The organism is Bacillus sp. ME78 (genome assembly GCF_903970865.1).
GTDB lineage: Bacteria > Bacillota > Bacilli > Bacillales > Bacillaceae_G > Bacillus_A > Bacillus_A cereus.
The window spans coordinates 31656-57803 of record NZ_CAJCKK010000009.1 but is presented as its reverse complement, the minus strand read 5'-3'; the positions used below and the strand labels follow the sequence as shown (position 1 = coordinate 57803).

The following is a 26148-nucleotide window of genomic DNA, read 5'->3' as shown; positions in this document are numbered from 1 at the left end:
TCGTTTTCTTTCTTTATTTAAGCTCTTGATGTTTCCCGCCCATACCACCAGGCTCATTGCTATCTTGGTGTACAGTTAGTTTATTTGTTTTCGTATCTTTTAAAACTCTATATGTATATGATTCATTTGGTTCATCTTTAAACTGTACATTCATACCATATGAATCCATTTTGCTATAAAAGGCCGGTTTTATATATAAAATATCACTTTCTTTATATCCTTTATCTTGCAAATGCCACATCGTTGCGATAATCGCTTCCTCTCGCTTTTCTTTTTCACCAACATACATATATTTGTCCAAAAGAAACACTTTAGCATTTGCAATTAAACTAATTAACAGTACAATGATAAACACTATTTTTTTCATAGACTTCCCCTAAATTGTTATTTTTTACTATATTGTAATTTAAATATTAGTAAAAAACAAAGTACGCCAGACTTTACTAGACTGGCGTACTTTCCAACTCAATTCTTAATAACTTCTTTCGTTAACCCCTTCGCCTTCTCCAAAGCGTTTTTGATTTGTTCAAACCCTGTCCCACCAGCACTATTACGACGCTTTACAGCCGCATATGGTGAAAGAACTTCATACAAATCTTCTTCAAATAAAGAGCACATTTCTTGATATGTTTCAAGCGGGACATCTAATAAATAAATTCCTTTTTGTGTGCAATGTAGCACTAACTTCCCAACAATTTCATGAGCTTGACGGAATGGTAGTCCTTTGTTTGCTAAGTAGTCGGCAATTTCTGTTGCGTTGGAGAAATCTTGCGTCACAGCTTGCCCCATTTTTTCTTTGTTTACAGTCATCGTTTCAAGCATGCCCGCCATAATATGAAGGCATCCTTCTACTGTTTTGACTGTATCAAACATTCCTTCTTTATCTTCTTGTAAGTCTTTATTGTAAGCGAGTGGTAATCCTTTCATTACTGTAAGTAAACTGAATAAATTACCGTATACTCTGCCTGTTTTACCACGGATTAGTTCCGCCATATCCGGATTTTTCTTTTGCGGCATAATGCTGCTTCCTGTCGCGTATTGATCGCTCATTTCAATAAATTGAAACTCTTGGCTACTCCATAAAATAAGTTCTTCACAAAAGCGTGATAAGTGCATCATAAGCATAGATGAGTTACTTAAAAACTCCAGTATGAAATCACGATCACTTACTGCATCTAAACTATTTTCATAGATTCCATTAAACCCAAGAAGTTCCGCACTATATTCTCGGTCGATCGGGAATGTCGTCCCAGCTAGCGCTCCTGCTCCTAATGGGGAGATATTAATACGCTTTAATGAATCTTCATAACGATTCACATCACGCTCTAACATCCAAAAGTAAGCAAGAATATGATGAGCAAATGAAATCGGCTGGGCACGCTGTAAATGCGTATAGCCAGGCATAATTGTCTCAATGTTATTTTCTGCTTGATGAACAAGAACAGTTTGCAATTGTTTTGTAGCTTTTATAATATGTTCTACCTTTTCTTTTAAATACAAATGCATATCTGTCGCCACTTGATCGTTACGACTTCGGCCTGTATGAAGTTTCCCTCCTACTTCACCGATTTTTTCAATTAACATCTTTTCAATATTTAAATGAATATCTTCAGCTTCAACCGAAAAATGTAATTTATTTTGTTTCGCTTCTTCTAATAAATATTGAAGACCTATCTTTATTTTCTCTGCCTCTTCTTTCGTAACGATGCCTTGCTTTGCTAGCATCGTTACGTGTGCAATACTCCCGTTTATATCTTGATTTACTAATTGTTGATCGAAGGAGATGGATGCTCCAAACTCTTCAACCCACGCTTCCGCTTCTTCCGTAAATCGTCCGCCCCAAAGTTTGCTCACGCTTCCACCTTCTTTTGATTCACTTGGCTGTATACTTTCGTCGGTAAACCGAATAATGAAATGAATCCAACTGCTGCATCATGATTAAATTCATCTTGAGCAGTATATGTTGCTAATTTTTCATCGTATAAAGAGTATTCAGATTTACGTCCTTCTACAATCGCATGACCTTTAAATAATTTCACACGCACTGTACCTGTTACATTCTTTTGCGTTTCTTGTAAAAATGCATGAAGCGCTTGTTTTAAAGGTGAGAACCATAAACCGTTATAAATAAGTTCTGTTATTTTCTGTTCAATCACTGGTTTAAAATGCGCTACTTCTTTTACGTGTGTTAAATCTTCCAACTCTTTATGCGCGGTGATTAACGTCATTGCTGCTGGGCATTCGTATACTTCACGAGATTTAATACCGACAAGACGATTTTCTACGTGATCAATACGTCCAACGCCGTGTTTTCCAGCAAGCGCATTTAACGTTTTAATTAATTCTGAAAGTGAATATGCAGTACCATTTAAAGTAGTCGGTACGCCTGCTTCAAATCCGATTTCTACAAACTCTGGTTTATTCGGTGTATCTTCTAATGCCAATGTCATCTCATATGCATCTTCTGGCGGCGCTGCCCATGGATCTTCTAAAATTCCACATTCGTTGCTGCGTCCCCATAAGTTTTGATCGATTGAAAACGGGCTATCTAAATTAATCGGAATTGGTACATCATTTTCTTTTGCATATGCAATTTCTTCTTCACGTGACCATTTCCATTCACGTACAGGCGCAATCACTTCTAAGTAAGGATTTAATGCTTGGATAGAAACTTCAAAACGAACTTGGTCATTTCCTTTCCCTGTACATCCGTGTGCAACTGCAGTTGCGCCTTCTTGTTCTGCGATTTCCACTAATTTCTTCGCAATAAGCGGACGAGATAATGCAGAGACAAGAGGGTATTTCCCTTCGTATAATGTGTGTGCTTGCATCGCCATCAATGCATATTCATTCGCAAATTCTTCTTGGACATCCACCATATATGATTTAATTGCACCAACTGAAAGCGCCTTTTCTTTCACAAACCCTAAGTCTTTCCCTTCCCCTAAGTCTAAACAAAGCGCGATAATATCATAATTCTTCTCTTGTAACCATTTAATTGCAACGGAAGTATCAAGACCTCCGGAATATGCTAATACAACTTTTTTCTTCTCCATTTTGCATCCCCCTAAAGAATAAATATTCATTTTCTTTTATAATAATTCACACTTTACCACCTTTCACAAAATGTATCAAGAGTCATTTTCAAATTTTTTCAAACAATTTCGTCGAACTTCTTTCTGTTTTTCTGTACAATATAAGCAGGAAAACGGGGGTGAACTTATGGAAAAGTATTTCTTATACGATGAACATCTAGGAATTGAAATTCCGCATTTACAAGAAGACTGGGAAGAAATCCCCGAAAAAATGCAACATGCTATTTTACTAAGATGGGAACAAGTTCGCGGGAAAATTCCTGATCGTATAAAAGAACTTGAGCACTATATTAATACAAAACAACATTATTTAAATAACGAAGAAGACTTCGAAGTTTCTTGTAAACTAAATTCAGAAATTGCCGATCTTGCTTCCATCATTAATGACCTTTGGCTTTGGTATCGACTCACTCAAAATGTATCTGAGGGGAAAGCACACCAATGAAAAAAGCATGCCCCTCAATTACTTTGGGTCATGCTTTTTTGTCGTAACATGATTTACAATATATTTCTTGTGCTGTTTTCGCCAAACATACATCGAATGGACCAACTAATATACTTCTTTCTTTCGGCAACTTTACAAAAGCAACAAGCTCTTCTTCATATTGAATTTTTTTCTGACATGAAATGCATATTAATTCTTTTCTTTTGAACATATCTTTTAACATGTCTTCACTCTCCCCTTCATCTATCTATATTAATATACTCTCATAATAGTTAAGACTTGTAAAAAAATGACACATTCCGAATCGAATGATTCATATACTATGTACAAAAGGAGGTCTAAAGCTTATGCGTGCTTTCGTTATTATCGCTTTAACTTTTTTAAGTGTGATTAGTTGGGATGCGTTTTTTAAAGATAAAAGTGATGAAAAAAATACAACTGAATAAAACCCTTTTTTTCTTACTTATTGGACAAACCGTTACAAACTGTCCAATCCTCCGAAATAACTTAGGCTTTTCTACAAAAATATTTAAACATAACATTTTTTGTAGATTCCCTCCGTTTATTGTCGGTTTCCATCCGCATACATTTTTTAAAAGTATGATATAATAGTATAAATCTTGAAGGAAGGGATTTTGATATCATGATCGCTCGAAGGAGCATGTGGCATCGTATTGACGAATCATACACATAGCGTATTTTTTAGCTCAGATACTTTAGTCTAGCGAAAAAAATACGAGAGTGGGGAAATTATGATTGCCCGAAGGATAATTTGGCAAAAAAAAGACTCTTCTTACACATAGCGTTTTGTTTAGGACTTAATTGTTACTAACTAAACAAAACAAAGAAGAGCAGGATTGCTAAATGACGAATCCTACTCCACGTTTTGTTTAGTCGTTTTAAGACTTAAACTAAAACGAAGGTAGGGAGAATTGATGGACGAGAGGATTATTCGTTATTTCTTCAGCGACATATAGCGTAGTTAGTTTTTTCGTAAACTAACTGAAAGCTACATGTGAGCTCGTAGTTAGTTTACAACACAAAAAGGACTACTAACTACGGAAAGAAGGAATAACGATGAGGAACATCCAAAGTCGGCAAATTATTAAAGAAATTTTTATGGTTTTAATCGGTTCATTTATTTTAGCAGCAGCGCTATATCACATTCACTTCCAAAACCACTTAACAGAAGGTGGCTTTGTAGGAATTGCACTATTCATTCAAAACTTTTATGATATTTCACCATCTATTTCAACTGTATTAATGGATATCCCAATTATTTTACTGTGTGCTTCATTTTTAGGTAGAAAAATGGTTGGCTACTCATTCTTAGGTTCAATTTCATTCGGAGTATTTTATTCCTTTATGGAAAATTATTCTCCATTTACGGTAGATTTATCAAATAACTTATTTATAGCTGCAGTAGTTGGCGGTGCGTTAGCTGGTATTGGACTCGGTTTTATATTGCGATTTGGCGGTGCAACCGGTGGAGACGATATTTTAACAATTGTATTAAGTAAACGAACTCGTTTTACAATTGGGCAAATTTTCTTCGTCTTTGACGCGATTGTTCTTGCGCTTTCATTATATTATTTAAATTGGACAGAAATTGCTTTTACTATTCTTTCGATTGCCGTACAGGCAAAAACATTGGATTTAATTTATTATCCAAAAACAGAAAAAACAGCAGAAAAGCAGCCGGTATCTGTTCCAATGTCCAAAAAACATGCAACAAATTAAAAAAGCGAAAGGCTTCGGCCTCTCGCTTTTTTTTATGCTCTTTTTTCTTTCTCGACTATATGGCGCACTTGATAAAATCTATTTGCAAATTCAGTAACGTTTCTTGTTAAACGATAATTCACTGTAGATCCAATTGCCATTCCAATTACCGGAATACCTTGGAATAATTTACGACGAAGAGCATAAATCGAAAATGTCTTCAAAATTTGTTTTAACACAACTTCAGTAGAAGCTGTTTGTAACACTGCTTCGTCTCCTTCATAAAAGAACGAATCTTCTTGTTCCAGCTCTTGCAATAAATTGTACCATGCGTATTGCTGAAGTCTTCCTGGTAGTAATGACGCGTGAAACACCTTTAACGCAAGCATCATTTCATATGGCTTGTTCACATCATGTCCAAATGATGTTGCAATAAGTTGGACCGCCTTCACATTTAACGCGATCATAACCGGAAAATCCGCCGTTAATAATAATAAACCTCCAGCACCTGTCGCCCCGCCTTGCACAAATGAATATAGACGATGACGTGCTGTTTGCTGCTCTGCTATGTATGTTAACTGATCAATAGATAATGCTTTCAAATCTTCAAGCTGTTCAATCGATTCATCAAATAATCTCGATGTTCCTAAAATCCGATTACGTGCGTCTAACTGTGCTTGTGAACTTTGAATAAATGCATGCAAATGAAAGAGCCATCCATCTGCTTTCATGAAGAATTCTTTTCGCTTTTTCTCAGGTAATTTCGCAACTGTAGTATGTAACCATTTATCAAACAATTTCTGAAAATCGGTCGCTTCTTGCTCAACTAATTGCGCTTCCCATTCTTTTATATTGTCTAAAATGGCTTGTTCTCGCTTCGATCGCATCGTAACAACCACCTCGTTCAATTTTTTTCTATTGTAACATATTTCTGCTTATTCTTTACAAATATGCTTGTATATCTCTTTTCACATACCCTTTATGAGTGACATAAAATAATAGCAAAAAGGATGAGATACTTCACATGAATCTATCCAATCTAAAACAAAACTATAACGCAGTATTCAGCTTAGGACAAAACTGTTGGCCTGCTTGGGCATTATATCAATTAGAATTATCACCATTTTTTGGCGTTATTGATTTTATGCTAAGTCCTTCATTAACGAAAGTAAATTTATTATTACAAAATCGATTTGACCGTTTTTTAAATTTCGAAAATCTATCCTTCATCTCATTTTGGGATGATGATGCCAAATTAAGATTAAGGGACAACCTTTATGAAATTGACTCCTGTCATGACTTTAAAACAGATGTAAACACACCAACTTATTGGCCTTCTTATACAGAAATTAAGTTAAACTATGAACATCGAATTAATCGTTTTCTAACTACAATTGAAACGGCAGAATCCATATTGTTTATTCGAACTGGAGGAACATATGAAGAAGCATGTTCCCTAGAACAAATTTTATCTCAAATCGTTACACATACATTCTCTGTCCTATTACTAATTCCTGCCGATATACCAACTATCACCCAAGAAGATTGGGGATTACAACGTACTTGCGTTATGAAATGTCCTATTATGGATGTATACCAATACAATGAAGCATTTTGGAAAGACTTATTTGATGGAATTACAGTTAGACCACACACTTAAATACACGATACTTTTATCACACCATACATTATAATCGTCTTTATACAAAACAAATAAGGAGTGATTCTATATGTATCCACGTGCAAAAGCTTTCGATCTTGCTGTACATCAAGATCGCCTTCTCGTACAAGAATATCATACAGAAGGCGAAACATATTATCGTCCTCTTGGCGGTTCCATTGAACTTGGTGAAAAATCAGCACATACTGTTATTCGGGAGTTTACAGAAGAGCTTCATACGGAGATAGAAATCATCAATTATTTAGGTTGTTTAGAAAATGTCTTTCATCTCGATGGAGACATTGGTCATGAAATCATTCAACTATATTCTTTGCGTTTATTAGACACGTCACTATATGAAATGAAAATATTAAATATACAAGATGAGGAAACAGTAGCGTATGCGAAATGGATTCCTATTACGGCATTCATTCAGAAAGAAAAAATATTATATCCAGATGGAGTTTTAAAATACATCCAAAAGAAAAAAGACGAAATCCTATAGGATCTCGTCTTTCTTTTCATATATTAACCAATATCTCCAAGACGTAGTACGTCACGAGCAATCATAACTTCTTCGTCAGTTGGAATTACGATAATTTTTACTGGAGAGTGTGGGAAGCTGATGAATGCTTCTTCACCGAATACGTTATTACGTTTTGCATCGAAGTATACGCCCATGTACTCAAGGCCTTCTAATACGCGCTCACGAATAATCGCACTGTTTTCACCTACACCAGCTGTGAAGATGATTGCGTCTACACCTTTCATACGAGCAGTGTAAGAACCGATGTATTTGTGGATACGGCTTACGAATACATCAAGTGCTACTTTCGCACGGTGGTCGCCTTCTTCTTCTTTCGCAATGATGTCACGTAGGTCACTAGAGTAACCAGTAAGACCTAACATACCACTCTTCTTGTTTAATACGTTAACTACTTCTTCTACTGTTTGGCCTGTTTTTTCCATGATGTATGGAATTAACGCAGGGTCAAGGTTACCAGAACGTGTACCCATTGTTACACCAGCAAGTGGAGTGAAGCCCATAGAAGTATCGATAGATTTACCGCCTTCTACTGCTGCGATACTTGCACCGTTACCTAAGTGACAAGAAAGTAAGCTTAAGCTTTCAATTGGACGACCTAATAATTCAGCCGCACGCTCAGTTACATATTTATGAGAAGTTCCGTGGAAACCGTATTTACGGATGCCGAATTTTTCATAGTACTCATATGGTAAGCTGTATAGGAATGCAGATTCCGGCATTGTTTGGTGGAATGCTGTATCGAATACTGCTACTGCTGGTACGTTTGGTAATACTTCTTGGAATGCTTTAATACCAACAACGTTTGCTGGGTTATGAAGTGGTGCTAAATCGCTTAATTCTTCGATATCAGCTAATACTTCATCAGTAATTAAAACAGAGTCAGCAAATTTTTCGCCGCCGTGAACGACACGGTGACCGATACCGCCAATCTCATCTAGAGATTTAACGATTCCGTTTTCAGTTAACTTTTTAAGAAGCATATTAACTGCTACTGCGTGATCTGGAATGTTTGTAATTTCTTTTTGTTTTTCGCCATCTACAGTAATAGTGAAGATACTATCTTCTAAACCGATACGTTCTACTAAACCTTTTGTTAATACTGTTTCACTTGGCATTTCAAATAATTGGAATTTTAAGGAAGAGCTTCCTGCGTTAATCGCGATGATTTTTGACATCTAGTCTTTCGCCCCTTTTTCTCTTGGTAGTTGTGTGGATGTTTCCACAAACCGCTCGATTTTATCTGATCAAATTCACCAAATATGAAAACGTTTCATCATTAGCAAATTTTATACTCACGATTTTAATTTAAACATCGTCCGACATATATTTCAAGTGAAAAAATTGTAACACCAAGAAAAAATATATATTACAGATTTCAAAAAAATTCAGTTAAATCTAGTATATATTTAAAAATATGACATATTATATAAAACTGTACTACATGAATCACTAATGCTGTTACATACACCCAGCTTTATTTATGTGTTGCAAACCAAGTATTTAATTGATCCATAATGTTCTCCATCGCCTTCATGTTAGAGAATTTAGGCAACTCCACTAATAACGCCTGTTTTGGCATTGTTACATTAGAGCCTTTCTTTTGGAGAACAAATATACTTTTTGCATTTTTCTCGTTTTTAAACATGGAAACAGGTAGCTGTAATAACCCTTGAATAAAGCATGTTTCTTTAATAAATGCATGTAATTTTGGTGCCTGGTCACTTTCAAAAATGAAGTTTGGTACTAAGAAGAATAAGTACCCGCCCTCTTTCGTATGTTTCACACTTTGTTCAATAAATAAGTGATGAGCATACGACATTCCTTCATCTGCTTTTAATTTATATTCACTGGCACCGATTTCGTTTGGATAGTAACCAATCGGTAAGTCTGAAACGACTGCATCAACTGGATCGATATAAAGTGGTGCTAGTCCATCTTGATGGAAGAATTCGATTGCATGCTTCTGTAAATTTGCATTTACTAAAGCAAGTTTAATTAGCACTTCATCCACTTCTACACCAAATCCACTCATTGTTAGTCCTTCTTTGGCGCTATTAAACACTGTAGTCATTAAATTTCCTGTTCCAATTGCAGGATCTAAAACTGTAATTTCGTTTTGACCTTGCATAAATTTATGGAATAAGTAACTCATGAACATCCCAACTGCATCAGGCGTCATTTCATGATTCGCTTGTACGCCTTCTTTCATTCCTTTTAAGATGGCTAACTGAAATGCTTTACGAATTTCTTCACCTTTATATGTTTCTTCATTAAACGTACTATATTCACGATTCAGCCTTTCAATTGCTGATTCGGATAATTCCTCTTGTAAAATCGCTCCCTCAAACAAGTTATCACCTGTTTCTACAAGCGCCTCTAAATATGTCACATCTAATTCTTTACGTAAAACTACCGCAGAAGAATCAAAAATAGAAAATAATGTTTCCACTGTCTGACTCACGTACATTCCTCCTTCTCTCTTTTACACATAACTTATATCATACCACAAAGTGATTTTTTCCAAAAAGAAAAAGCGACCTCCTGTAAAGAGCTCCCTCTCAAGTTATATATGATATAACGTTTTTTCTCATATATCGGCACCGTTACGCAGCGATATATGAGAAAAAACGACCTCTTTATAAGAGGTCATTTCCTTCACATTACTTTGCAGATTTAGCTGCTTCTAATGCTGCTTCATAGTTTGGATGGCTTGTACCTTCGCCTACGTATTCTACGTAAACTACTTTGTCGTTGCTATCTACTACGAATACTGCACGAGCAAGTAAACGAAGTTCTTTCATTACTAAGCCGTAAGCTTCACCGAATGAAAGGTCACGGTGGTCAGAAAGTGTTACAACATTTTCTAAACCGTTTGCTGCACACCAGCGTTTTTGAGCGAATGGTAAATCAGCGCTAATTGTTAATACTTTTGCGTTTTCAATACCTGCTGCATCTTGGTTAAAACGACGTGTTTGTGCATCACACACACCTGTGTCGATTGAAGGTACAACACTAATTAATTTTACTTCGCCTTTGTATGTTTCTAAACTTACTGGAGATAAGTCGTTTGCTAATACTTGGAAGTTTGGCGCTTGATCGCCAACTTTAACTTCTGTTCCAACTAAAGTCATTGGATTACCTTTAAAAGTTACGTTTGCCACTTGAAAATCCTCCCTTATTTAAACAAAATATGTACAATGTAAATGATAGTTTGTCCCTATCGATAATGCAAATAAAATCGCTTTATTTACAAAAAAATAAAAGAAGCTAACCTATTGATTAGCTTCTTTATTCGTTAAATTTGAAATTCAGGATCATCTTCTTTTCGTTTATCCATCATTTCTTTCACTTTATCAACAGCTTGTGGCGCTAATTCAATTATTTTATCGATGACATGCGTTTGCTTATCTAAATGTAATACTTTCACACCATCTCCATTTATAACAAGAAAGGCAACAGGATTAATAGAAACTCCTCCTCCACTTCCTCCGCCAAATGGATGACGGCCTGAATGTTCTACCCTACCAAATTCACTTCCACCAGCAGCAAATCCGAAACTTACTTTCGAAACAGTAAGAATTACACTTCCATCTGCCGCTTTAATTGGGTCACCAACAATTGTATTTACATCAGTCATTTGTTTTAAATGCTGCATTGCGGTTGTCATTAAACCTTGAATTGGATGGTCCATTCTATATCCCCCCTATGCTTGAACAGATTTTTCTGTCATACCAGATTTTTGCTGCCTCATAAATATGAGCAATTTCACCGCTGTTTTTATAGTACGAAATATACGAAAAGATGCTGTTAACTCGCATCTCGATGCAAATCCTTTCCCTTGAAAAACAGGAGTAATTTCAAATTCTGGTACATCGACAATATGCATATATTGTCCGACAACTCCAGCAGCCATTCCTTTTGTCCCCCATGCATATCCAGTGACAATTCCAGTACTAGCTGCGTCGCCTGCTCCAATTTGCGTATGCCATTTCCAACCATTGATTTTCACTCGTTTGAGAAAATCTTTAACGATAGTATGAACTTTTTGAAGCCTTTTTATCAGTTCCCCAATACTGTCAAGTTGCGCCATAATTTTATTATCTAGTCCGCCGTCCTCTTCAGCTTTTTCGATTTTCTGTCCTGTTTTTTTCTGCTGTTTTTCAATTCTTTCCAATACATCAAATGTATATCGAATCATCCATATTTTCACTTGAAATAAACATTGCTTTTCCATTTCTGAATATAAAAATGTCACTTTAAGCGATATTTTCGACAATAGTATAAGCAAAATAAATAGGAGAAGAATTATTATTCCAATTACGAGCCACTTCATACGTATCATCCTTTCACTCCGTACCCATTATCGACAACTTTATTCATCATTAAACAGAGTTCCATAAGATTGAATATAAAAATTTTTCTAAAAATAAAAAGGTATTTTGACAATTTGTATCGAAATATATTATTTGAACATATCATCAGGGAACGGACTCTAATGATATGTAGCACGAAAAACAGAAAATTTAACTGCAGTGGAGGGATACATAATGGCAGATCGTCGCAATTTATTTTTCTTTTATGGTGATGACAAAGCAACGCTCGTTGAAAAAATGAAACCAATCTATCGTATTTTAGAAGAGAATGGATTTACCATATTAGATCATCCAAAAAATGCAAACGCTATCGTCAGTGTTGGAGATGATGCAACCTTCTTACAAGCCGTTCGTAAAACTGGTTTTAGGGAAGATTGCTTATACGCAGGGATTTCTACGAAAGATGAAACTTCGTTCTACTGCGATTTCCACATTGATCACGTTGATACAGCCCTTCAAGAAATTACAAAAAATGAAATTGAAGTGCGAAAATATCCAACAATTCAGGTAGATGTAGATCACAGTACATCTTTCCATTGTTTAAATGAGTTCTCATTACGTTCTAGCATTATTAAAACATTCGTTGTAGATGTTCACGTTGATGATTTATATTTCGAAACATTTAGAGGAGACGGTTTAGTAGTTTCTACCCCAACAGGAAGTACTGCTTACAATAAATCATTGCATGGTGCAGTTGTTGACCCACTTATTCCATGTTTCCAAGTAAGCGAACTAGCATCTTTAAACAACAACACTTACCGTACGCTCGGTTCACCGTTCATTTTAAATCACGAACGTACATTAACTTTAAAACTAAGACCAGACGGTAACGATTATCCTGTTATCGGCATGGATAACGAAGCGCTTAGCATTAAACAAGTGGAAAAAGCTGTTGTACGCTTAAGCGATAAACAAATTAAAACAGTTAAATTAAAAAATAATTCGTTCTGGGAAAAAGTACAGAGAACGTTTTTATAGGATTAAAATAACCGCAGAATTATGGAATTCCATAATTCTGCGGTTATTTATTTACCCCGATTGACGCGAACAATAATCTCTTACTATCCGGCCGTTATTCTTGTCAGTTTTTGTCGGTAATTCGATATATTTTAATAATCGCTGATATATTTTTACACATCTTTTCTATAGACAACTCGGCCATCTATTACGGTCATTTCTGCTTGTACTTCTTTTATTTCTTCTGCCTCAATTTCAAAAATATTGTGGTCTAATATTGTAAAGTCTGCTTCATATCCTTTTGTAATTTGCCCTCGTTTCGCTTCTTTTCCGATTGCATAGGCACTCCCTGTTGTAAATAAAGAAACAGCCTCATATACCGTTAATCTTTCCTCAGGCATATAGCATACACCGTCAATAAAACTTCTACGTGTAACAGCGCTATATATGCCTAGAAACGGATTTACTTGTTCAATAGGAGCATCTGAACCACCATTACAATGTAGTCCTGCTTCCAGTAATGTCTTCCAAGCATACGCATAACGAAGACGGTGTTCTCCCAGTTTTTCAATGACTGATGGAAAATCTGATGAAAGAAAGACTGGCTGTATATCGATAATGGCTTGCAAGTTTTTCATTCTTTCTATCAACTCTTCACGAGCAAGCTGACAATGAATAATACGGTCACGTAACCCTTCTGCTGGTGGATATAATTCGAGTGCATCAATAACATATTCAAGCGACAAGTCACCGATAGTATGAATCGCAACTGGCATATGTAAGTCTCGTGCTTTCTTCACTAATTCTGCAAGTTCTTCACGCGAGAAAATTGCAACCCCATCCGTTTCCTTTGCATCTTCATACGGTTCACTTAATAATGCTGTTCTTCCTCCAAAAGAACCGTCAGAAAAAATTTTCATTGCCCCAAATTCAATATAATGTTCATTTTCATATTCTTTTCGTTCATGTGCTACTTCATGGTGAACGAGCAAATGGGCTTTAAATGGCATTTCTTTTATAACGTGAGAAAACGCATTATATGTTTTTCTAAAACCACCGTAGTAATTTAAATCTTCCGTATGCCCGCCAACAAGTCCGTATTTCCAGCAATCTTTAATCGCTGTTTGCAAAGCTCTTTGTAAATACGCTTCATCAATTTCAGGCTGAACATGTTTAATTAATTCTTGTCCTTGTTCATATAAAAGTCCTGTTAACTTATTTGATGAATCCCTACCGATTTTCCCGCCTTTTGGATTTTGCGTCGCTTCTGTTATGTTCGCTTCTTGCAATATGTATGAATTCACCCATGTAACGTGACGACAAACTCGCTTTAATAAAATGGGGTGTTCTTTCGAAATTTCATCTAAATCACGCGCGTGAACATCTTTCGTATCTGTAAAGTTATTTTCATTCCATCCTTCTCCAATAATCCAAGAGCCCTTTGGAGCTTCTTTCACTCGCTTCTGAACAAGAGTAAGCACTTCACCATAAGATGTACAATTTGATAAATCTAGACGGAGTAATCTCTCTCCATGCCCAATAAGATGCATATGGCTATCAACGAGGCCTGGGATCATTGTTTTGCCTTTTAAATCGTGCAATGTAACCGCGGCATATTGGTTTTCTAACTCTTCTTTACTTCCAAAATCAACGATCGTACCGTTTTCAACGTAAACAGCGTCCACTTTTTCATTTTCTTCTCTCATTGTGTAAATGGTACCGCCATACCAAATTTCTCCCATATATCCCATCTCCTTTATTTTTTATTGTATAAAAAAAAGCACCATTTCAAAACATGGTGCTTTTCTAAAAATTACTTTTGTTCAGTAGTAGACGTTGTAACTTGCCATTCAATATTAAATTTATCTTTTACTTGTCCGTATGCTGGGCTCCAGAATGTTTCTTGAAGTGGCATGATAACTTCTCCACCTTCTTGTAACTTATCGAATACTTCTTTTGCTTTTTCTGCATTACTAATTTGAATTGCGATTGTTACTTGAGATCCGATTGCATGCCCTTGACCTGGGAATGTATCAGAAATCATAAGATCCGTATTACCAACTTTTAAAGTAGCGTGTAAAACGCGCTCTTTCGCTTCAGCTGGAATCGGGTATTCTGGATTTTCAGGCATGTCACCAAAAGTTTGCATGACTTCTACTTTTGCATCTAAAGCCTCTTTATAAAACTGTACAGCTTCTTGCCCACTACCATCTAAAACTAAGTACGGATTAATACCTAAAATCATACGGACACCTCTTTTTTAAATTTATAAAATCGAACTTGTGTTCGTTTTTATATTATCATTGTTTTGCATTTCATTCAACTATTTACTTCACTGTTTTCAAAATTATTTTGACGGAATCTCCATCTCTTTTTTTCTAAGTTCAATACGGCGAATTTTTCCAGAAATCGTTTTTGGTAGTTCATCTACAAATTCAATTTTGCGAGGGTATTTATATGGTGCAGTGAGTTCTTTGACGTGTTGTTGGAGTGTTGGAATTAATATTTCTTCGTTCTTTTCTATATTCTCTCTTAATACGATAAATGCCTTCACGACACTTCCGCGAATTTCATCAGGACTTGCGACAACCGCACATTCTCTTACGTAAGGATGTTTTACAAGCGCATCCTCTACTTCAAACGGCCCGATTGTATAACCAGAGCTAATAATGATATCATCACCGCGCCCTTCAAACCAGAAGTAGCCGTCTTCATCTTTCTTCGCTTTATCACCTGTAATATAATAATCACCGCGGAATTGCATCGCTGTACGCTCATCGTCTTTATAATATTGTTTAAAGAGTGCCGGCGTTTCAATGTGAACTGCAATATCACCAACTTCGCCTACTTTAACTGGAATACCTTCCTCATTTACGATATCGACGTGGTTACCTGGCGTTGGTTTCCCCATTGATCCTGGTCTAATATCCATCCCTTTCATTACACCAACAAGTAGTGTATTTTCCGTTTGCCCATAGCCGTCTCTTACTGTAATATCAAAGTGCTTTTGGAATGTTCCAATGACTTCTCTATTTAACGGCTCACCTGCGGATACAGCGCTATGTAACGCCTCTAAATTGTACTCGCTTAAATCTTCTACCTTTGCCATTAATCTATACTCAGTCGGTGTACAACAAAGCACATTCACCTTATTATCGCCTAATAAATTTAAATACGTTTTCGGTTCAAACTTGCCGTTGTACACAAATCCTGTTGCCCCTGAACCGAGAGTTGCTAAAAACGGGCTCCAAATCCACTTTTGCCACCCTGGACTAGCCGTTGCCCATACAACATCATTCTCTTCAATTCCGAGCCAATTTGGGGCGCTTGTACGTAAATGAGCGTATGCCCACGCGTGCGTATGAACGACACCTTTCGGGTTTCCTGTCGTCCCTGACGTGTAAGATAAAAAGACCATATCTTCTTTATCTGTTTTCGCCATTTCTAACATGTCACTTTCTGTTTCTAATGCTGTTTTTAAATTGATCCATCCGTCTACTGACTGCTCGCTCAGGACGAATTTTTGAAGAGATTCCATTGCTTCTATATCATCAAACTGTCCAATGTACGGCTCATAGCTTACTATCGCTTTTACTTCGCCATGTCCAATTCGATATTCGATATCTTTTTTACGCAACATTTCCGAACTCGGAATTACAACAAATCCTGCTTTAATCGCAGCGATATACGTCATGTATGCTTCAATTAAGCGCGGCATCATAATAAGGAGCTTGTCCCCTTTTTGTAAGCCACTTTTTATAAAAGCGTTTCCAATTTTATTTGCACCTTGCATTAATTCAAAATATGTAACTTCTCGTCTATTCCCTTTATCATCTTGCCAAATTAAAGCAAGCTTCTCTTTATCGTCTGTATATTTCTCTATTTCTGAAACTAAATTATAAGATGGTGGTGCCAACAATTCCTCTCTCTTCATAAACATCCTCCTTTTTCTTTATGCCTCCCTTATATAATAAAGAATTTTCAGTAAATTTTGAACCCTCTTCTTTTGACAATTTTTTTATGCTTTTGTCGAAATGAATTTATACTAATTTGAACAACAAAAAGAAAGAGCGGGAAAACCCGCCCTTTCTAAGCCATCGTATATGGGATTATTTTTGGAAACCGCCTAATTGTTGCTCAGCTAGTGAAACTAGACGTTTTGTAATTTCGCCACCAACAGAACCGTTAGCGCGAGATGTTGCATCCGCTCCAAGTTGAACACCAAACTCTTGAGCGATTTCGTATTTCATTTGGTCTAATGCTGATTCAGCACCAGGAACCGCTAATTTATTTGTGCTACGTGCCATGTTATATCACCTCCTTGTGAGTATAGAGTGTGATAAATAACATGACTTCATACACATTTTAGATATGGTAATTTATGGTTTTAGAAAAGTTCTTCGAATTTTTCTTCTTCCTCCACTACTTCAACTGTTTGTAATACCATTGTTTCTTTGTTCGCTACAGCTTGTTCGATTAACGGTGTGAAATCGTATTTCGCTTCAAATCGATTTGCTTTTTCACGCTTCGGCTTCGTCGCCGGGCTAGCTGGTGTGAATACTGTACAGCAATCTTCGTATGGACGAATTGAAATATCATACGTGCCGATTTCTTCAGCAATTTTAATAATTTCTAATTTATCCATCGTAATAAGCGGACGAATAACTGGGTAGTTTGTTACTTCGTTAATCGTATGCATGCTATCTAATGTTTGGCTTGCTACTTGTCCAAGACTTTCACCAGTTGTGATTGCAAGTGCGTTACGCTCCTCAGCAATCTGCTCTGTAATACGCATCATCATACGGCGCATAACCGTCATTGAATAGCTAGATGGAATTTCTTTATTAATCGTTTTTTGCACTTCTGTAAACGGAATAAGGTGAAGCGTTACACGTTTACAGTATTTCGTTAACTCTTGTGCTAAATCGATTACTTTTTGTTTTGCACGCTCACTTGTGAAAGGTGGGCTATGGAAGTGAACTGCTTCCACAGATACGCCGCGTTTCATCGTTAAGTACGCTGCTACTGGGCTATCAATACCACCAGAAAGAAGTACCATTACTTTTCCGCCAACGCCAACTGGTAAACCGCCAGCTCCCATATGCTCACCACACATAATATAGCTGTAACCACTGCGAATTTCTACACGTACATTCACATCTGGATTATGGACGTCTACTGTGATATCCTCTGTATTTTCTAAAATGTGCCCACCGATTTCTGGAAGTAACTCCATCGTCTTCATTGGGAAGCGCTTATCAGAACGGTGCACTGTAATTTTAAATGTTTTCACATCATCTTTTACTTGTAAGAAAGCTGCTAATGCACCTTTTTTAATATCTTCTAATTCTGATGGTACTTTCATCGCTAAGTTAAACTTATGAATACCAAATACGTCTTTCAATCTTTCAGAGATTGCTTCATGATCTTCACCATTTAACTGGATGTACATACGGTCATGCGTTGCATCAATTTTAATATTTGGGAACTTTTTCAGTTTGAACTTCACGTTATCTTTTAATGTGCTTACAAATTTAGAACGGTTTTTACCTTTTGTCGTCATTTCTCCGTAACGCACTAAAATATATTCATATGTCATCATATTTCTTTACCTCATCACTTCATATAATTTTGGCATCGTCTCTTTTACAATACCTTCAAATTGTTTTACTTCTTCCATCGTGTTGTCTGGTGCCAAACTAATACGAATAGCACTTGCAGCTGCTGCATGCGGCACTCCCATTGACACTAACACTCTGCTCACTTCATTTGCTTTTGAAGAACAAGCAGACTTCGTCGATACATATACACCGTGCTCTTCTAAAGCATGAACGACTACTTCTGGTTTTAAACCAACAAATGATACATTTAAAATGTGCGGTGCTGCATATGCAAGCGATGTATTAATTGTCACATCTTCCATCTCTTTAAAGAAGCTGACAAGCTCTGCTTGTAAACTTTGCAAATGAGCTACCTTTTCTTTCACTTGTTCCATTGTCATGCGAAGAGCTTTCACCATCGCTACAATGCCAGGTAAATTCTCTGTACCAGAGCGATACTTAAGCTCTTGTTGACCACCTGATAAAATCGGATTTAATCTTACACCATCACGTATATAAAGAAGACCCGTTCCTTTTACACTGTGGAATTTATGTCCAGATATTGAGCAAAGATCAATATGAGAAGCATATAAATCAAGCGGTACTTTTCCTATCCCTTGTACATGATCTACATGGAATCTTATTTTCGGATGATTCGATAATAACGTTCCAATTTCAGCAACGGGCTGAATTGCTCCAGTTTCGTTGTTCACATGAATAATTGATACAAGAATCGTATCTTCACGAAGTGCTCGTTTTACATCCTCTACCGATACAACACCATGCTCGTTAACCGGTAAATATGTTACATCAAATCCGAGTTCTTCTAATTGCTTATATGCCTCAAACACAGACGCGTGTTCAATATTTGTTGTAATGATATGTTTGCCGCGCGAACGATTCCTCATCGCTATCCCTTTAATCGCAAGGTTGTTCCCTTCCGTTCCACCTGATGTGAAAATAATTTCAGAAGGTTTAACGTGAAGAAGCTGCGCTGCAATCGTTCTTGATTGTGTTAATAGACGCTCTGCCTCTCCTCCAAGCGAATGAATAGAAGAAGGATTACCAAAATATTTCCCAGCAACCGTCACGTACGATTGAAGAGCTTCTGGATATGGCTTCGTCGTCGCACTATTATCAAAATAGATCATCGTTCTTCCCCTTTCAGCGCTATCACATCATATAATCATATCATAAATACGTGTCATTACGCTAAGACTACGCAAAGGTTCCGTTTTATCCCGATTAGTGAATAATAATTAGTGAGATACCCCCACTGATTACAGTTTCACTTTATTTTGAAACGAATAACCTTACTGTATTCCGCTATTCATTATAGCAACATCGCCTGCAAAATTACACAAAAAAACAAACCCTTTTATGAAAGGGTTTGTTCATTGTCTACATATTCAGCTATTTTTTGAACAACACCAGGTTCAAGTTGCTCTAGTACAGAAGCGGCTTGTTCTAAAGCTGCATCGTATTGATATTCACGGAATAATTTCTCCGCATAATTTAAGCTTTCTGCAAGGCTTTCATCATGACTGCGGTAACGGTTACCGTATTGAATTAATTTTTCAACTAAATACGCTTGTCCAATTAACTCTTCTGTCATTTCAGCTACACCGTTCACAGTTGTGTATGCTTCTTCTAAACTGCTATTTACAGCGTTCATATTTAACGGCTTCACTTCTAATTGTTCATATACAGCTTGCATTGCCATTTGCCCTCTTTTTAAATCTTCCATAATACTCTCTGGAAGACCTGGCAAATTCGACTTTTGCATAAAGCGTTTCGTTTCGAAAATAGTATTTCGCATTTCTTGTAACTTCTCACGCGCTTCAAATTCTTCTTTACGCATCGTTTGCAGCATTTCTTTATATTCTGCATGAAGTACTTTTAACGTTTCACATTGCTCATAAACCTCTTCTAGTTCCTCACGAATAATAGAGAAGGCAATATCTTGTTCAGCAACGCGTAATTGTAGCATTTCAAAACGTTTCGTTAAAATGTGCATTTGCTTTTCAATTACTTTTTGAGATTCAATATCCTTATCTTGCAATTGATAGCTTTGTTTCACAAGTTGTGTTTCTGTTTTCGTTTCAATCGTTTCGATACGTATTTCTTCTAAGTCTTCATAAACAGAAAGTGTTTTTTGCTCCACATAATGTCTCGCATGCACCTCTTGCTCAAGTTGATCATAGAAACCATCTAAACGAGTTTTTAAGTCTTCCACTTTTTCAGCCGCTTCTGTTATATGAAGCTCCTGTATATCCATTAAACATGTGTTTAGTTGTGTCGTCATATCACGAACTTCTTTAGGGATTTCCAAATACTCTAATACATAACCTTGTCTTACCATATCATTATGACCCTGTAATAAATCTTCCAGTTGAACTGGTAACGTCGCTTGACACTCTACTAATAAATCTGGAATTTGGTGAATAATGATTTCTAAACTTGCTAAACCTTCTTCTAAACTAATAACAATTTCTCTCGCTTTTAAGTAGTCACCATTATCTGTTGCTTCTTCAAAGCTTTTAAATTTATTAGATTCAGCGTCTAGCATCTCTTCGATTTTCTGCTCTGCTGCTCCATACATATGTCTATGAGCAAGAACACTCTTTTTCATACTACGATATGTATCACGTAACCCTTCAATTTCCGAGCTATTTTTCTCATGGCTTTCTAACAATTGCTGTAATTCATTTAAAACACCTGTAATACGATTATCAGCGTCATCTAAACCACTTATGGATTCGTTCATCGCATGCTTTGCTTTTCGGAAGGAGAATTGCGAGGCGAATTTTCGCGCTTGCGCTAAATCTTTGTCAGCTTTCGGAAGGGTTGTTGATACAATTTCATCCCATTCTTCACGCCATTTACCAAACAGTTCTTCTGTTTGACCCGTCATGTTTAAATCTTTTACCCGTTTTAGTTCATCTGCCACAGGTTTATCTTTTATCTCTTGTTTCCACTGCTCCAGTGCTTCAATATCTTTATATGAACGATTTCTTATCACAAGCTCTATCATGAGCAGCACTAGAATAGAGCTTACTACAATGATAACGATCGTCAGGATAGAATCCATGCAAAAAAGCCTCCTAGTTATATCTCTTTTTTTGTCCGTTCCGTTTATGAAATGGAAGGCATTATGTATAAAAAGGGAATTCCCCTATATTTAACAACTAACAATGTACTAATCATACCATGTAATGGCTTGTTTTTGACCTAGTTTTTTTTAAAATTTCATGTTTCTTTCAATGCGATTGTAATCTTTCTCAATATTCCGCCTACCTCACTACCTATCCTCAAATGATTGTAATAACAAACAATCTTTCGTATGAGATACGAAATAAATTTTCCGCATAAGTGGTGGTTCAACAGAAATTCCATGTACATTTCCCTGCCTTACAGACTGCTCTACTGCCCTTTCTGGAAGTAAAGTGATGCCAAGGCCAGCTTTTACCATTGCAAGCATCGGTTCTGCGTAAGATGTTTCCACAGCTATAGTTGGTTTTACACCTATCTCATGAAACATGTTCATAATCATTTTCCTTACATCGCATATTTCTGGATATACAATTAATTTTTCATTTTGCAGCTCTTCTATTTGAATGACTTTCTTCTCTTTATACGGATGATTATTTGAAATGGCACAAACAATTTTCTCTTGTTGCACTTCTTTTATATACGTAGCACCTTCTACTACTGAATCGATGAACATCGCGTCAATCTCCCGCGCTTTAAATAAATCTCTTAATACTTCCGTATGTCCGATTTGCCACTCTACTTCGAACTCATCACCTAATACATCTTTACACTCTAATATGTAATGCTCTGCTAAACTCGGTAGTATACCAATTGAAAACTTTCGGTTCTCTTGATACCTCCTCATTTCTGTTTTCACTTCATTTATTTGTTCCAAAATCGGTAGCATTCTTTTTATAAATAACTCTCCTGCCTCCGTTAACTCCACTCCTTGCGCAGAACGCTTAAGTAAAGTAACCCCTAAATCCGCTTCTAACTTTTGAATTTGCTTACTAAGCGCTGGTTGAGATATATGTAAAATCTTACTTGCCTTTGATAAACTTCGCGTATGCTTCACTTCGATAAACGATCGTACTGCCTCCAAATCCATCGTACACACCTCTAACAAAAAGTTATAACCGTTATAAGAAATCGATATTTCCTCCTATAAACAATTACTCTTTATACTTATTTCATCAACTTACTATAACGAAATGTAAAGGGGAAAGATACTCTTGAACAAAAAACAAATGCTACTCGGATCCTTTCTATGCTTACTCGCCGTAACTGCCTGGGGATTTATGTTTCCTGTAATGGCAAATGCCCTGCAATTTATCGATCCGTTCTTCTTCACAACGATTCGCTATGGATCAGCAGCTATTATTTTTCTTATTTTGCTATTAATTACTGAAGGGAAGACTTCACTCCGCTTAGAAAAAAGAACACTTTCTCTGTTCTTTTACGGGACAGTCGGTTTCGCAGGATATGGTTTTCTCGTTTTCTACGGACAACAACTTGCCGGGCCTTCTGGAGCAATTCATGCAGCTATGATTCAGTCCCTTATGCCTCTAATCGCCTTATCACTGCAATGGATAACGAAAAATCGTCGCCCTCAAAACTACACATTTCTTTGTATGTTCGTTGCATTACTCGGTGTTATGCTTGTCATTTCAAAAGGAAATATTCACTTATTATTTGGAGCTGCAAGTCACTTATCGACAAATATATTAATGCTATGCGGTGTTACTTGCTGGGTCATTTATACAAACGGGGGTGCTCGTTTTCAATCTTGGTCACCACTTCGATATACGACATTAACTTGTTTATTTGGCTCAATTTCACTCATCGTTATTGTTACTTTCTTAACGTACACAAATATAGTTACTATGCCGTCACTGCGTACAGTTGTGAGCGTTCGTTTTGAGCTCCTTTATATGTCGATTATCGCAGGAGTTATCGCTGTATTTTGCTGGAATATGGGCAATCGCTATATTTCATCTATTAACGGCATATTATTTATGAATTTAGTTCCTATCCTTGCCCTGATCGGTTCTATGTTTCGAGGTTATACAGTCGATAAAATTGAAATCGCTGGAGCTGCATTAACAATTATCGCGCTATTATGTAACAATTTATGGCAAAGAAAAGTAAACATAAAAATCCCCACCTCAGTTCGTTAGGTGGGGATTCTTCACATATGAACAGCTCTTGGCCATTCATGGTACATATTCGCTTTACATAATGCTTGTTCCATCCATTGCTCAATCTCTTTCGTGTACATTTCTATGAAAAATGTCTCAGACGGGAAAGAATGCAGTACTTCTGATATATATTGTGGATATAAAAACGGCATATTTATCATACCTTTTAATTGCGTCATAAACATTGTAAATGATATTTTCTGAAATTCTTGTTTCATTTGTCCTTGTCTAATAATTTGCTCTATATAATATCTTTCTTTAGAAAAATAAACGGTCATCACTTCACGAATTAATGTCGTATCAAGTGAAAGCTCTCGGTAGAAGAAACGTGTTAGTTCTCTATTTTCAAATTGATATCGTAACATCCCACGCACCATTTGCACCATCACATCTTTAGCCGACAAATATTCTCTCTGTTCAAACGAAATTTCAATCACATGAATATACCCTTCTAAAAAATCAGTAATAAGCTGTTCTAATAAACCTTGCTTCCCAGCAAAATAATATGAAATATTCGCTACATTCACATCCGCTCGCTTTGCAATGTCTCGCACCGACGTTCCATCATAACCTTTCGTATTAAACAACGATATTGCCGCATCAATTACTTTTTGTTTCGTCTGCTTCATGCGCTCACTTCCTCTCAATGAACAGCTATAGTTTAAATTTCTTGACTTTTAAGACAAATTCCTTTAATTTTCTATCGACAAAGTCATGTGAAATACATCGTATTTTGCTAATATTTTACACATCTCGATAAAAAAGGAGCTGTTTCCATGTTTACTAAAGAAAGTTATGCAGGATCTCGCGTGCAGCAATATGAGACAGTAATTAAACAACTGGATGCGTTATTAACTGGCGAATCAAACGTAGTCGCAAACTTATCAAATGCGTCCGCATTATTAAACCAATTTTTAGATCGCGTTAATTGGGTTGGCTTTTACGTAACAGAAGGAAATCAGCTTGTCCTTGGACCGTTCCAAGGAATGCCTGCTTGCGTACGCATTCCATTTGGACGAGGCGTTTGCGGCGTAGCAGCTGAAACAAAAACAACGCAGCTTGTAGCGGACGTTCACCAATTCCCAGGTCACATCGCTTGCGATAGTGCTTCTAATTCAGAAATCGTTGTACCGATTGTGAAAGAAGGAGCTGTCATTGGTGTACTTGACATTGATAGTCCTGAAAAAAATCGTTTTGATGAAGTAGATCAGCGCTATTTAGAAAAGTTTGTGGAAACACTCCTAAAACATATGTAAAAAGAAAAGAGCGAGTTATCGATTTAGTACGTCCTGTACAAAACCGATAGCTCACTCTTTTTTTATTGATTAACAGTAGATATTTTCTTTAATGCTTGCTCTAAATCAGAAACGATATCCTCCCAAGATTCTAAACCAACCGATAAGCGTATTAAATTATCGAAAATGCCCATTTCTTTTCTTAGTTCAGCTGGAATCGCAGCGTGCGTCATCGTTGCTGGATGCTGAATTAACGTTTCTGTATCTCCTAAACTCACCGCAATTGTAATAAAGTGGAGGTCATTAATAAATGCTTGCGTCTCTTCTTTTCCGCCTTTTACTGAAAAAGAAATAACACCGCCCCCGCGCTTCATTTGACGAGATGCTAATTCCCCTTCTGGATACCAAACACCTTCTACCGCATCATGTTTTCTTAAGAACGATACAATTTTTTCTGCATTATCACAATGACGATCCATTCTTACCGCTAACGTCTTTAACCCGCGTAATAATAACCACGCATCAAACGGCGCCATAATGCCGCCGATATCTTTTCGCATCGGGCGAATCTTTTCAACTAACGCTTTCGTTTTACAAATTGTTACACCCGCTACAACGTCACCATGGCCACCAATATATTTTGTCGCACTATGCACAACAGCGTCACAGCCAAGCTCAAGCGGTCTTTGTAAATAAGGTGAACAAAACGTATTATCAACAATGACAAGTAAACCATTTTGCTTCGCAACCTGAATAACTTGTTTTAAATCGATTAATTTCATTGTTGGATTAATCGGTGTTTCAACGAAAATAAGCTTTGTATTTGGACGAATTTTATTTTCAATATCAACCTCTGTCTCCATCTCACAAAACGAATGCGTAATCATAAATTTTTCTTCTAACACTTCTAAAAAACCGTACGTACACCCATATAATCCATTTGAACAAATAATATGATCTCCAGCCTTTAAAAAACCGATTAAAGTTGCTGAAATAGCTGCCATACCAGATCCGAAGGCAAGTGCTTCTTCTCCTCCTTCTAACACCGCCATACGTTCTTCAAATAATTTCACAGTCGGATTTCCAAGCCTTGAGTAAATATAAGATGGATCCACTCCCGCAAAACTCGCCTCTCCTTGCTGCGCAGTCTCAAATGTAAACGTAGAGGTTTGAAATAAAGGTGGTGTTAAACTTCCTTTATGTTCCTCAGGTGTATAACCGTGATGAATTAACGCTGTCTCCATATGCTTCTTTTTCATAAAAACATCCCCTTTATGTTTTTATTA

The 26148-nt window shown here is 36.6% G+C and carries 27 protein-coding genes; 7 read left to right on the top strand and 20 right to left on the bottom strand.

Going from position 1 to position 26148, the window contains the following annotated elements; genetic code table 11:
- Positions 1-13: 13 nt before the first annotated feature.
- From H6481_RS12645 to H6481_RS12635, 3 genes are all read right to left on the bottom strand, one after another.
- Positions 14-367 (bottom strand): DUF3139 domain-containing protein, encoded by a 354-nt coding sequence (locus H6481_RS12645; RefSeq protein WP_016080084.1) that lies wholly within the window; start codon positions 365-367, stop codon positions 14-16.
- A 98-nt stretch (positions 368-465) separates the two neighbouring features.
- Positions 466-1854, bottom strand: coding sequence for an argininosuccinate lyase (gene argH, locus H6481_RS12640; RefSeq protein ID WP_182811932.1), 1389 nt, complete (start codon positions 1852-1854; stop codon positions 466-468).
- Entirely contained in the window at positions 1851-3056 is a 1206-nt protein-coding gene (locus H6481_RS12635; protein WP_000412336.1) for an argininosuccinate synthase, read from the bottom strand. The genes argH and H6481_RS12635 overlap by 4 nt, the downstream gene beginning before the upstream one ends.
- 166 nt (positions 3057-3222) lie before the next feature.
- On the opposite strand from H6481_RS12635, the gene H6481_RS12630 reads away from it, so the two are divergent.
- Positions 3223-3540: a hypothetical protein gene (locus H6481_RS12630; RefSeq protein WP_000417221.1), complete on the top strand. Its 318-nt coding sequence runs from the start codon at positions 3223-3225 to the stop codon at positions 3538-3540.
- A gap of 28 nt (positions 3541-3568) precedes the next feature.
- Here the strand turns inward: H6481_RS12630 and H6481_RS12625 are convergent, their stop codons facing one another.
- On the bottom strand, positions 3569-3763 hold the full coding sequence (locus H6481_RS12625; protein WP_000910273.1) for a hypothetical protein: 195 nt from the start codon (positions 3761-3763) through the stop codon (positions 3569-3571).
- Positions 3764-4617: 854 nt separating this feature from the next.
- Here H6481_RS12625 and H6481_RS12620 point away from each other — a divergent pair.
- A complete protein-coding gene (locus H6481_RS12620) occupies positions 4618-5280 on the top strand; it encodes a YitT family protein (protein ID WP_001244515.1) in 663 nt (220 codons plus the stop codon).
- A gap of 32 nt (positions 5281-5312) precedes the next feature.
- On the opposite strand, the gene H6481_RS12615 is transcribed toward H6481_RS12620, so the two are convergent.
- Positions 5313-6146: an EcsC family protein gene (locus H6481_RS12615; protein WP_182811929.1), complete on the bottom strand. Its 834-nt coding sequence runs from the start codon at positions 6144-6146 to the stop codon at positions 5313-5315.
- 137 nt (positions 6147-6283) lie between these two features.
- Here H6481_RS12615 and H6481_RS12610 point away from each other — a divergent pair, with 137 nt between their 5' ends.
- Together H6481_RS12610 and H6481_RS12605 are read left to right on the top strand one after the other, a co-directional pair.
- Positions 6284-6919 carry a DUF1796 family putative cysteine peptidase gene (locus H6481_RS12610; RefSeq protein ID WP_063548760.1) on the top strand — a complete coding sequence of 212 codons (636 nt, stop codon included), beginning with the start codon at positions 6284-6286 and terminating at the stop codon, positions 6917-6919.
- A 70-nt stretch (positions 6920-6989) separates the two neighbouring features.
- On the top strand, positions 6990-7424 hold the full coding sequence (locus H6481_RS12605) for an NUDIX hydrolase (RefSeq protein ID WP_182811926.1): 435 nt from the start codon (positions 6990-6992) through the stop codon (positions 7422-7424).
- Positions 7425-7447: 23 nt separating this feature from the next.
- Here the strand turns inward: H6481_RS12605 and ackA are convergent, their stop codons facing one another.
- The 5 genes from ackA to H6481_RS12580 form a co-directional block, all read right to left on the bottom strand.
- The gene (ackA, locus tag H6481_RS12600) at positions 7448-8641 is read right to left on the bottom strand and encodes an acetate kinase (RefSeq protein ID WP_000034575.1); all 1194 of its coding nucleotides are present in this window, start codon (positions 8639-8641) and stop codon (positions 7448-7450) included.
- A gap of 299 nt (positions 8642-8940) precedes the next feature.
- Complete coding sequence (locus H6481_RS12595; RefSeq protein WP_000084365.1) at positions 8941-9927, bottom strand: class I SAM-dependent methyltransferase; 987 nt, start codon at positions 9925-9927, stop codon at positions 8941-8943.
- Between the two features lie 199 nt (positions 9928-10126).
- Entirely contained in the window at positions 10127-10627 is a 501-nt protein-coding gene (gene tpx / locus H6481_RS12590; RefSeq protein ID WP_000024527.1) for a thiol peroxidase, read from the bottom strand.
- A 134-nt stretch (positions 10628-10761) separates the two neighbouring features.
- Positions 10762-11157 carry a GerW family sporulation protein gene (ytfJ, locus tag H6481_RS12585; protein WP_000350007.1) on the bottom strand — a complete coding sequence of 132 codons (396 nt, stop codon included), beginning with the start codon at positions 11155-11157 and terminating at the stop codon, positions 10762-10764.
- 12 nt (positions 11158-11169) lie between these two features.
- Positions 11170-11808 (bottom strand): DUF2953 domain-containing protein, encoded by a 639-nt coding sequence (locus tag H6481_RS12580; protein WP_002094156.1) that lies wholly within the window; start codon positions 11806-11808, stop codon positions 11170-11172.
- Positions 11809-12013: 205 nt separating this feature from the next.
- On the opposite strand from H6481_RS12580, the gene H6481_RS12575 reads away from it, so the two are divergent.
- The gene (locus H6481_RS12575) at positions 12014-12817 is read left to right on the top strand and encodes an NAD kinase (protein ID WP_000785186.1); all 804 of its coding nucleotides are present in this window, start codon (positions 12014-12016) and stop codon (positions 12815-12817) included.
- 152 nt (positions 12818-12969) lie between these two features.
- On the opposite strand, the gene H6481_RS12570 is transcribed toward H6481_RS12575, so the two are convergent.
- From H6481_RS12570 to H6481_RS12535, 8 genes are all read right to left on the bottom strand, one after another.
- A complete protein-coding gene (locus tag H6481_RS12570) occupies positions 12970-14538 on the bottom strand; it encodes an amidohydrolase (protein ID WP_182811924.1) in 1569 nt (522 codons plus the stop codon).
- A gap of 71 nt (positions 14539-14609) precedes the next feature.
- Positions 14610-15041 (bottom strand): VOC family protein, encoded by a 432-nt coding sequence (locus H6481_RS12565; protein ID WP_000600350.1) that lies wholly within the window; start codon positions 15039-15041, stop codon positions 14610-14612.
- A gap of 102 nt (positions 15042-15143) precedes the next feature.
- Positions 15144-16730, bottom strand: coding sequence for an acyl--CoA ligase (locus H6481_RS12560; protein WP_182811921.1), 1587 nt, complete (start codon positions 16728-16730; stop codon positions 15144-15146).
- A 175-nt stretch (positions 16731-16905) separates the two neighbouring features.
- Positions 16906-17103 carry an alpha/beta-type small acid-soluble spore protein gene (locus H6481_RS12555; protein WP_000124490.1) on the bottom strand — a complete coding sequence of 66 codons (198 nt, stop codon included), beginning with the start codon at positions 17101-17103 and terminating at the stop codon, positions 16906-16908.
- Positions 17104-17183: 80 nt separating this feature from the next.
- Positions 17184-18398 (bottom strand): tRNA uracil 4-sulfurtransferase ThiI, encoded by a 1215-nt coding sequence (gene thiI / locus H6481_RS12550; RefSeq protein WP_182811919.1) that lies wholly within the window; start codon positions 18396-18398, stop codon positions 17184-17186.
- A 6-nt stretch (positions 18399-18404) separates the two neighbouring features.
- A complete protein-coding gene (locus tag H6481_RS12545; protein WP_182811916.1) occupies positions 18405-19547 on the bottom strand; it encodes a cysteine desulfurase family protein in 1143 nt (380 codons plus the stop codon).
- 227 nt (positions 19548-19774) lie between these two features.
- A complete protein-coding gene (gene ezrA, locus H6481_RS12540) occupies positions 19775-21487 on the bottom strand; it encodes a septation ring formation regulator EzrA (protein WP_000377317.1) in 1713 nt (570 codons plus the stop codon).
- 210 nt (positions 21488-21697) lie between these two features.
- Positions 21698-22537: a LysR family transcriptional regulator gene (locus H6481_RS12535; RefSeq protein WP_023523182.1), complete on the bottom strand. Its 840-nt coding sequence runs from the start codon at positions 22535-22537 to the stop codon at positions 21698-21700.
- Positions 22538-22661: 124 nt separating this feature from the next.
- On the opposite strand from H6481_RS12535, the gene H6481_RS12530 reads away from it, so the two are divergent.
- Positions 22662-23606: a DMT family transporter gene (locus H6481_RS12530; RefSeq protein WP_063548774.1), complete on the top strand. Its 945-nt coding sequence runs from the start codon at positions 22662-22664 to the stop codon at positions 23604-23606.
- Between the two features lie 11 nt (positions 23607-23617).
- Here H6481_RS12530 and refZ read toward each other — a convergent pair whose 3' ends face one another.
- Complete coding sequence (refZ, locus tag H6481_RS12525; protein ID WP_182811913.1) at positions 23618-24256, bottom strand: forespore capture DNA-binding protein RefZ; 639 nt, start codon at positions 24254-24256, stop codon at positions 23618-23620.
- Positions 24257-24403: 147 nt separating this feature from the next.
- Between refZ and H6481_RS12520 the strand changes: the two genes are divergently transcribed.
- Entirely contained in the window at positions 24404-24883 is a 480-nt protein-coding gene (locus H6481_RS12520) for a GAF domain-containing protein (protein ID WP_000494340.1), read from the top strand.
- A 62-nt stretch (positions 24884-24945) separates the two neighbouring features.
- Here H6481_RS12520 and megL read toward each other — a convergent pair whose 3' ends face one another.
- Positions 24946-26121 carry a methionine gamma-lyase gene (gene megL, locus H6481_RS12515; RefSeq protein WP_182811911.1) on the bottom strand — a complete coding sequence of 392 codons (1176 nt, stop codon included), beginning with the start codon at positions 26119-26121 and terminating at the stop codon, positions 24946-24948.
- Between the last annotated feature and the right edge of the window lie 27 nt (positions 26122-26148).

Bases quoted from the DNA above. Each gene is read 5' to 3' on its own strand.
- H6481_RS12645 (WP_016080084.1), bottom strand. From the start codon at position 367: ATGAAAAAAATAGTGTTTATCATTGTACTGTTAATTAGTTTAATTGCA.
- H6481_RS12635 (WP_000412336.1), bottom strand. From the start codon at position 3,056: ATGGAGAAGAAAAAAGTTGTATTAGCATATTCCGGAGGTCTTGATACT.
- H6481_RS12630 (WP_000417221.1), top strand. From the start codon at position 3,223: ATGGAAAAGTATTTCTTATACGATGAACATCTAGGAATTGAAATTCCG.
- H6481_RS12625 (WP_000910273.1), bottom strand. From the start codon at position 3,763: ATGTTAAAAGATATGTTCAAAAGAAAAGAATTAATATGCATTTCATGT.
- H6481_RS12620 (WP_001244515.1), top strand. From the start codon at position 4,618: ATGAGGAACATCCAAAGTCGGCAAATTATTAAAGAAATTTTTATGGTT.
- H6481_RS12615 (WP_182811929.1), bottom strand. From the start codon at position 6,146: ATGCGATCGAAGCGAGAACAAGCCATTTTAGACAATATAAAAGAATGG.
- H6481_RS12610 (WP_063548760.1), top strand. From the start codon at position 6,284: ATGAATCTATCCAATCTAAAACAAAACTATAACGCAGTATTCAGCTTA.
- H6481_RS12605 (WP_182811926.1), top strand. From the start codon at position 6,990: ATGTATCCACGTGCAAAAGCTTTCGATCTTGCTGTACATCAAGATCGC.
- ackA (WP_000034575.1), bottom strand. From the start codon at position 8,641: ATGTCAAAAATCATCGCGATTAACGCAGGAAGCTCTTCCTTAAAATTC.
- ytfJ (WP_000350007.1), bottom strand. From the start codon at position 11,157: ATGGACCATCCAATTCAAGGTTTAATGACAACCGCAATGCAGCATTTA.
- H6481_RS12580 (WP_002094156.1), bottom strand. From the start codon at position 11,808: ATGATACGTATGAAGTGGCTCGTAATTGGAATAATAATTCTTCTCCTA.
- H6481_RS12575 (WP_000785186.1), top strand. From the start codon at position 12,014: ATGGCAGATCGTCGCAATTTATTTTTCTTTTATGGTGATGACAAAGCA.
- H6481_RS12570 (WP_182811924.1), bottom strand. From the start codon at position 14,538: ATGGGAGAAATTTGGTATGGCGGTACCATTTACACAATGAGAGAAGAA.
- H6481_RS12565 (WP_000600350.1), bottom strand. From the start codon at position 15,041: ATGATTTTAGGTATTAATCCGTACTTAGTTTTAGATGGTAGTGGGCAA.
- H6481_RS12560 (WP_182811921.1), bottom strand. From the start codon at position 16,730: ATGAAGAGAGAGGAATTGTTGGCACCACCATCTTATAATTTAGTTTCA.
- H6481_RS12555 (WP_000124490.1), bottom strand. From the start codon at position 17,103: ATGGCACGTAGCACAAATAAATTAGCGGTTCCTGGTGCTGAATCAGCA.
- thiI (WP_182811919.1), bottom strand. From the start codon at position 18,398: ATGATGACATATGAATATATTTTAGTGCGTTACGGAGAAATGACGACA.
- H6481_RS12545 (WP_182811916.1), bottom strand. From the start codon at position 19,547: ATGATCTATTTTGATAATAGTGCGACGACGAAGCCATATCCAGAAGCT.
- ezrA (WP_000377317.1), bottom strand. From the start codon at position 21,487: ATGGATTCTATCCTGACGATCGTTATCATTGTAGTAAGCTCTATTCTA.
- H6481_RS12535 (WP_023523182.1), bottom strand. From the start codon at position 22,537: ATGGATTTGGAGGCAGTACGATCGTTTATCGAAGTGAAGCATACGCGA.
- refZ (WP_182811913.1), bottom strand. From the start codon at position 24,256: ATGAAGCAGACGAAACAAAAAGTAATTGATGCGGCAATATCGTTGTTT.
- H6481_RS12520 (WP_000494340.1), top strand. From the start codon at position 24,404: ATGTTTACTAAAGAAAGTTATGCAGGATCTCGCGTGCAGCAATATGAG.
- megL (WP_182811911.1), bottom strand. From the start codon at position 26,121: ATGAAAAAGAAGCATATGGAGACAGCGTTAATTCATCACGGTTATACA.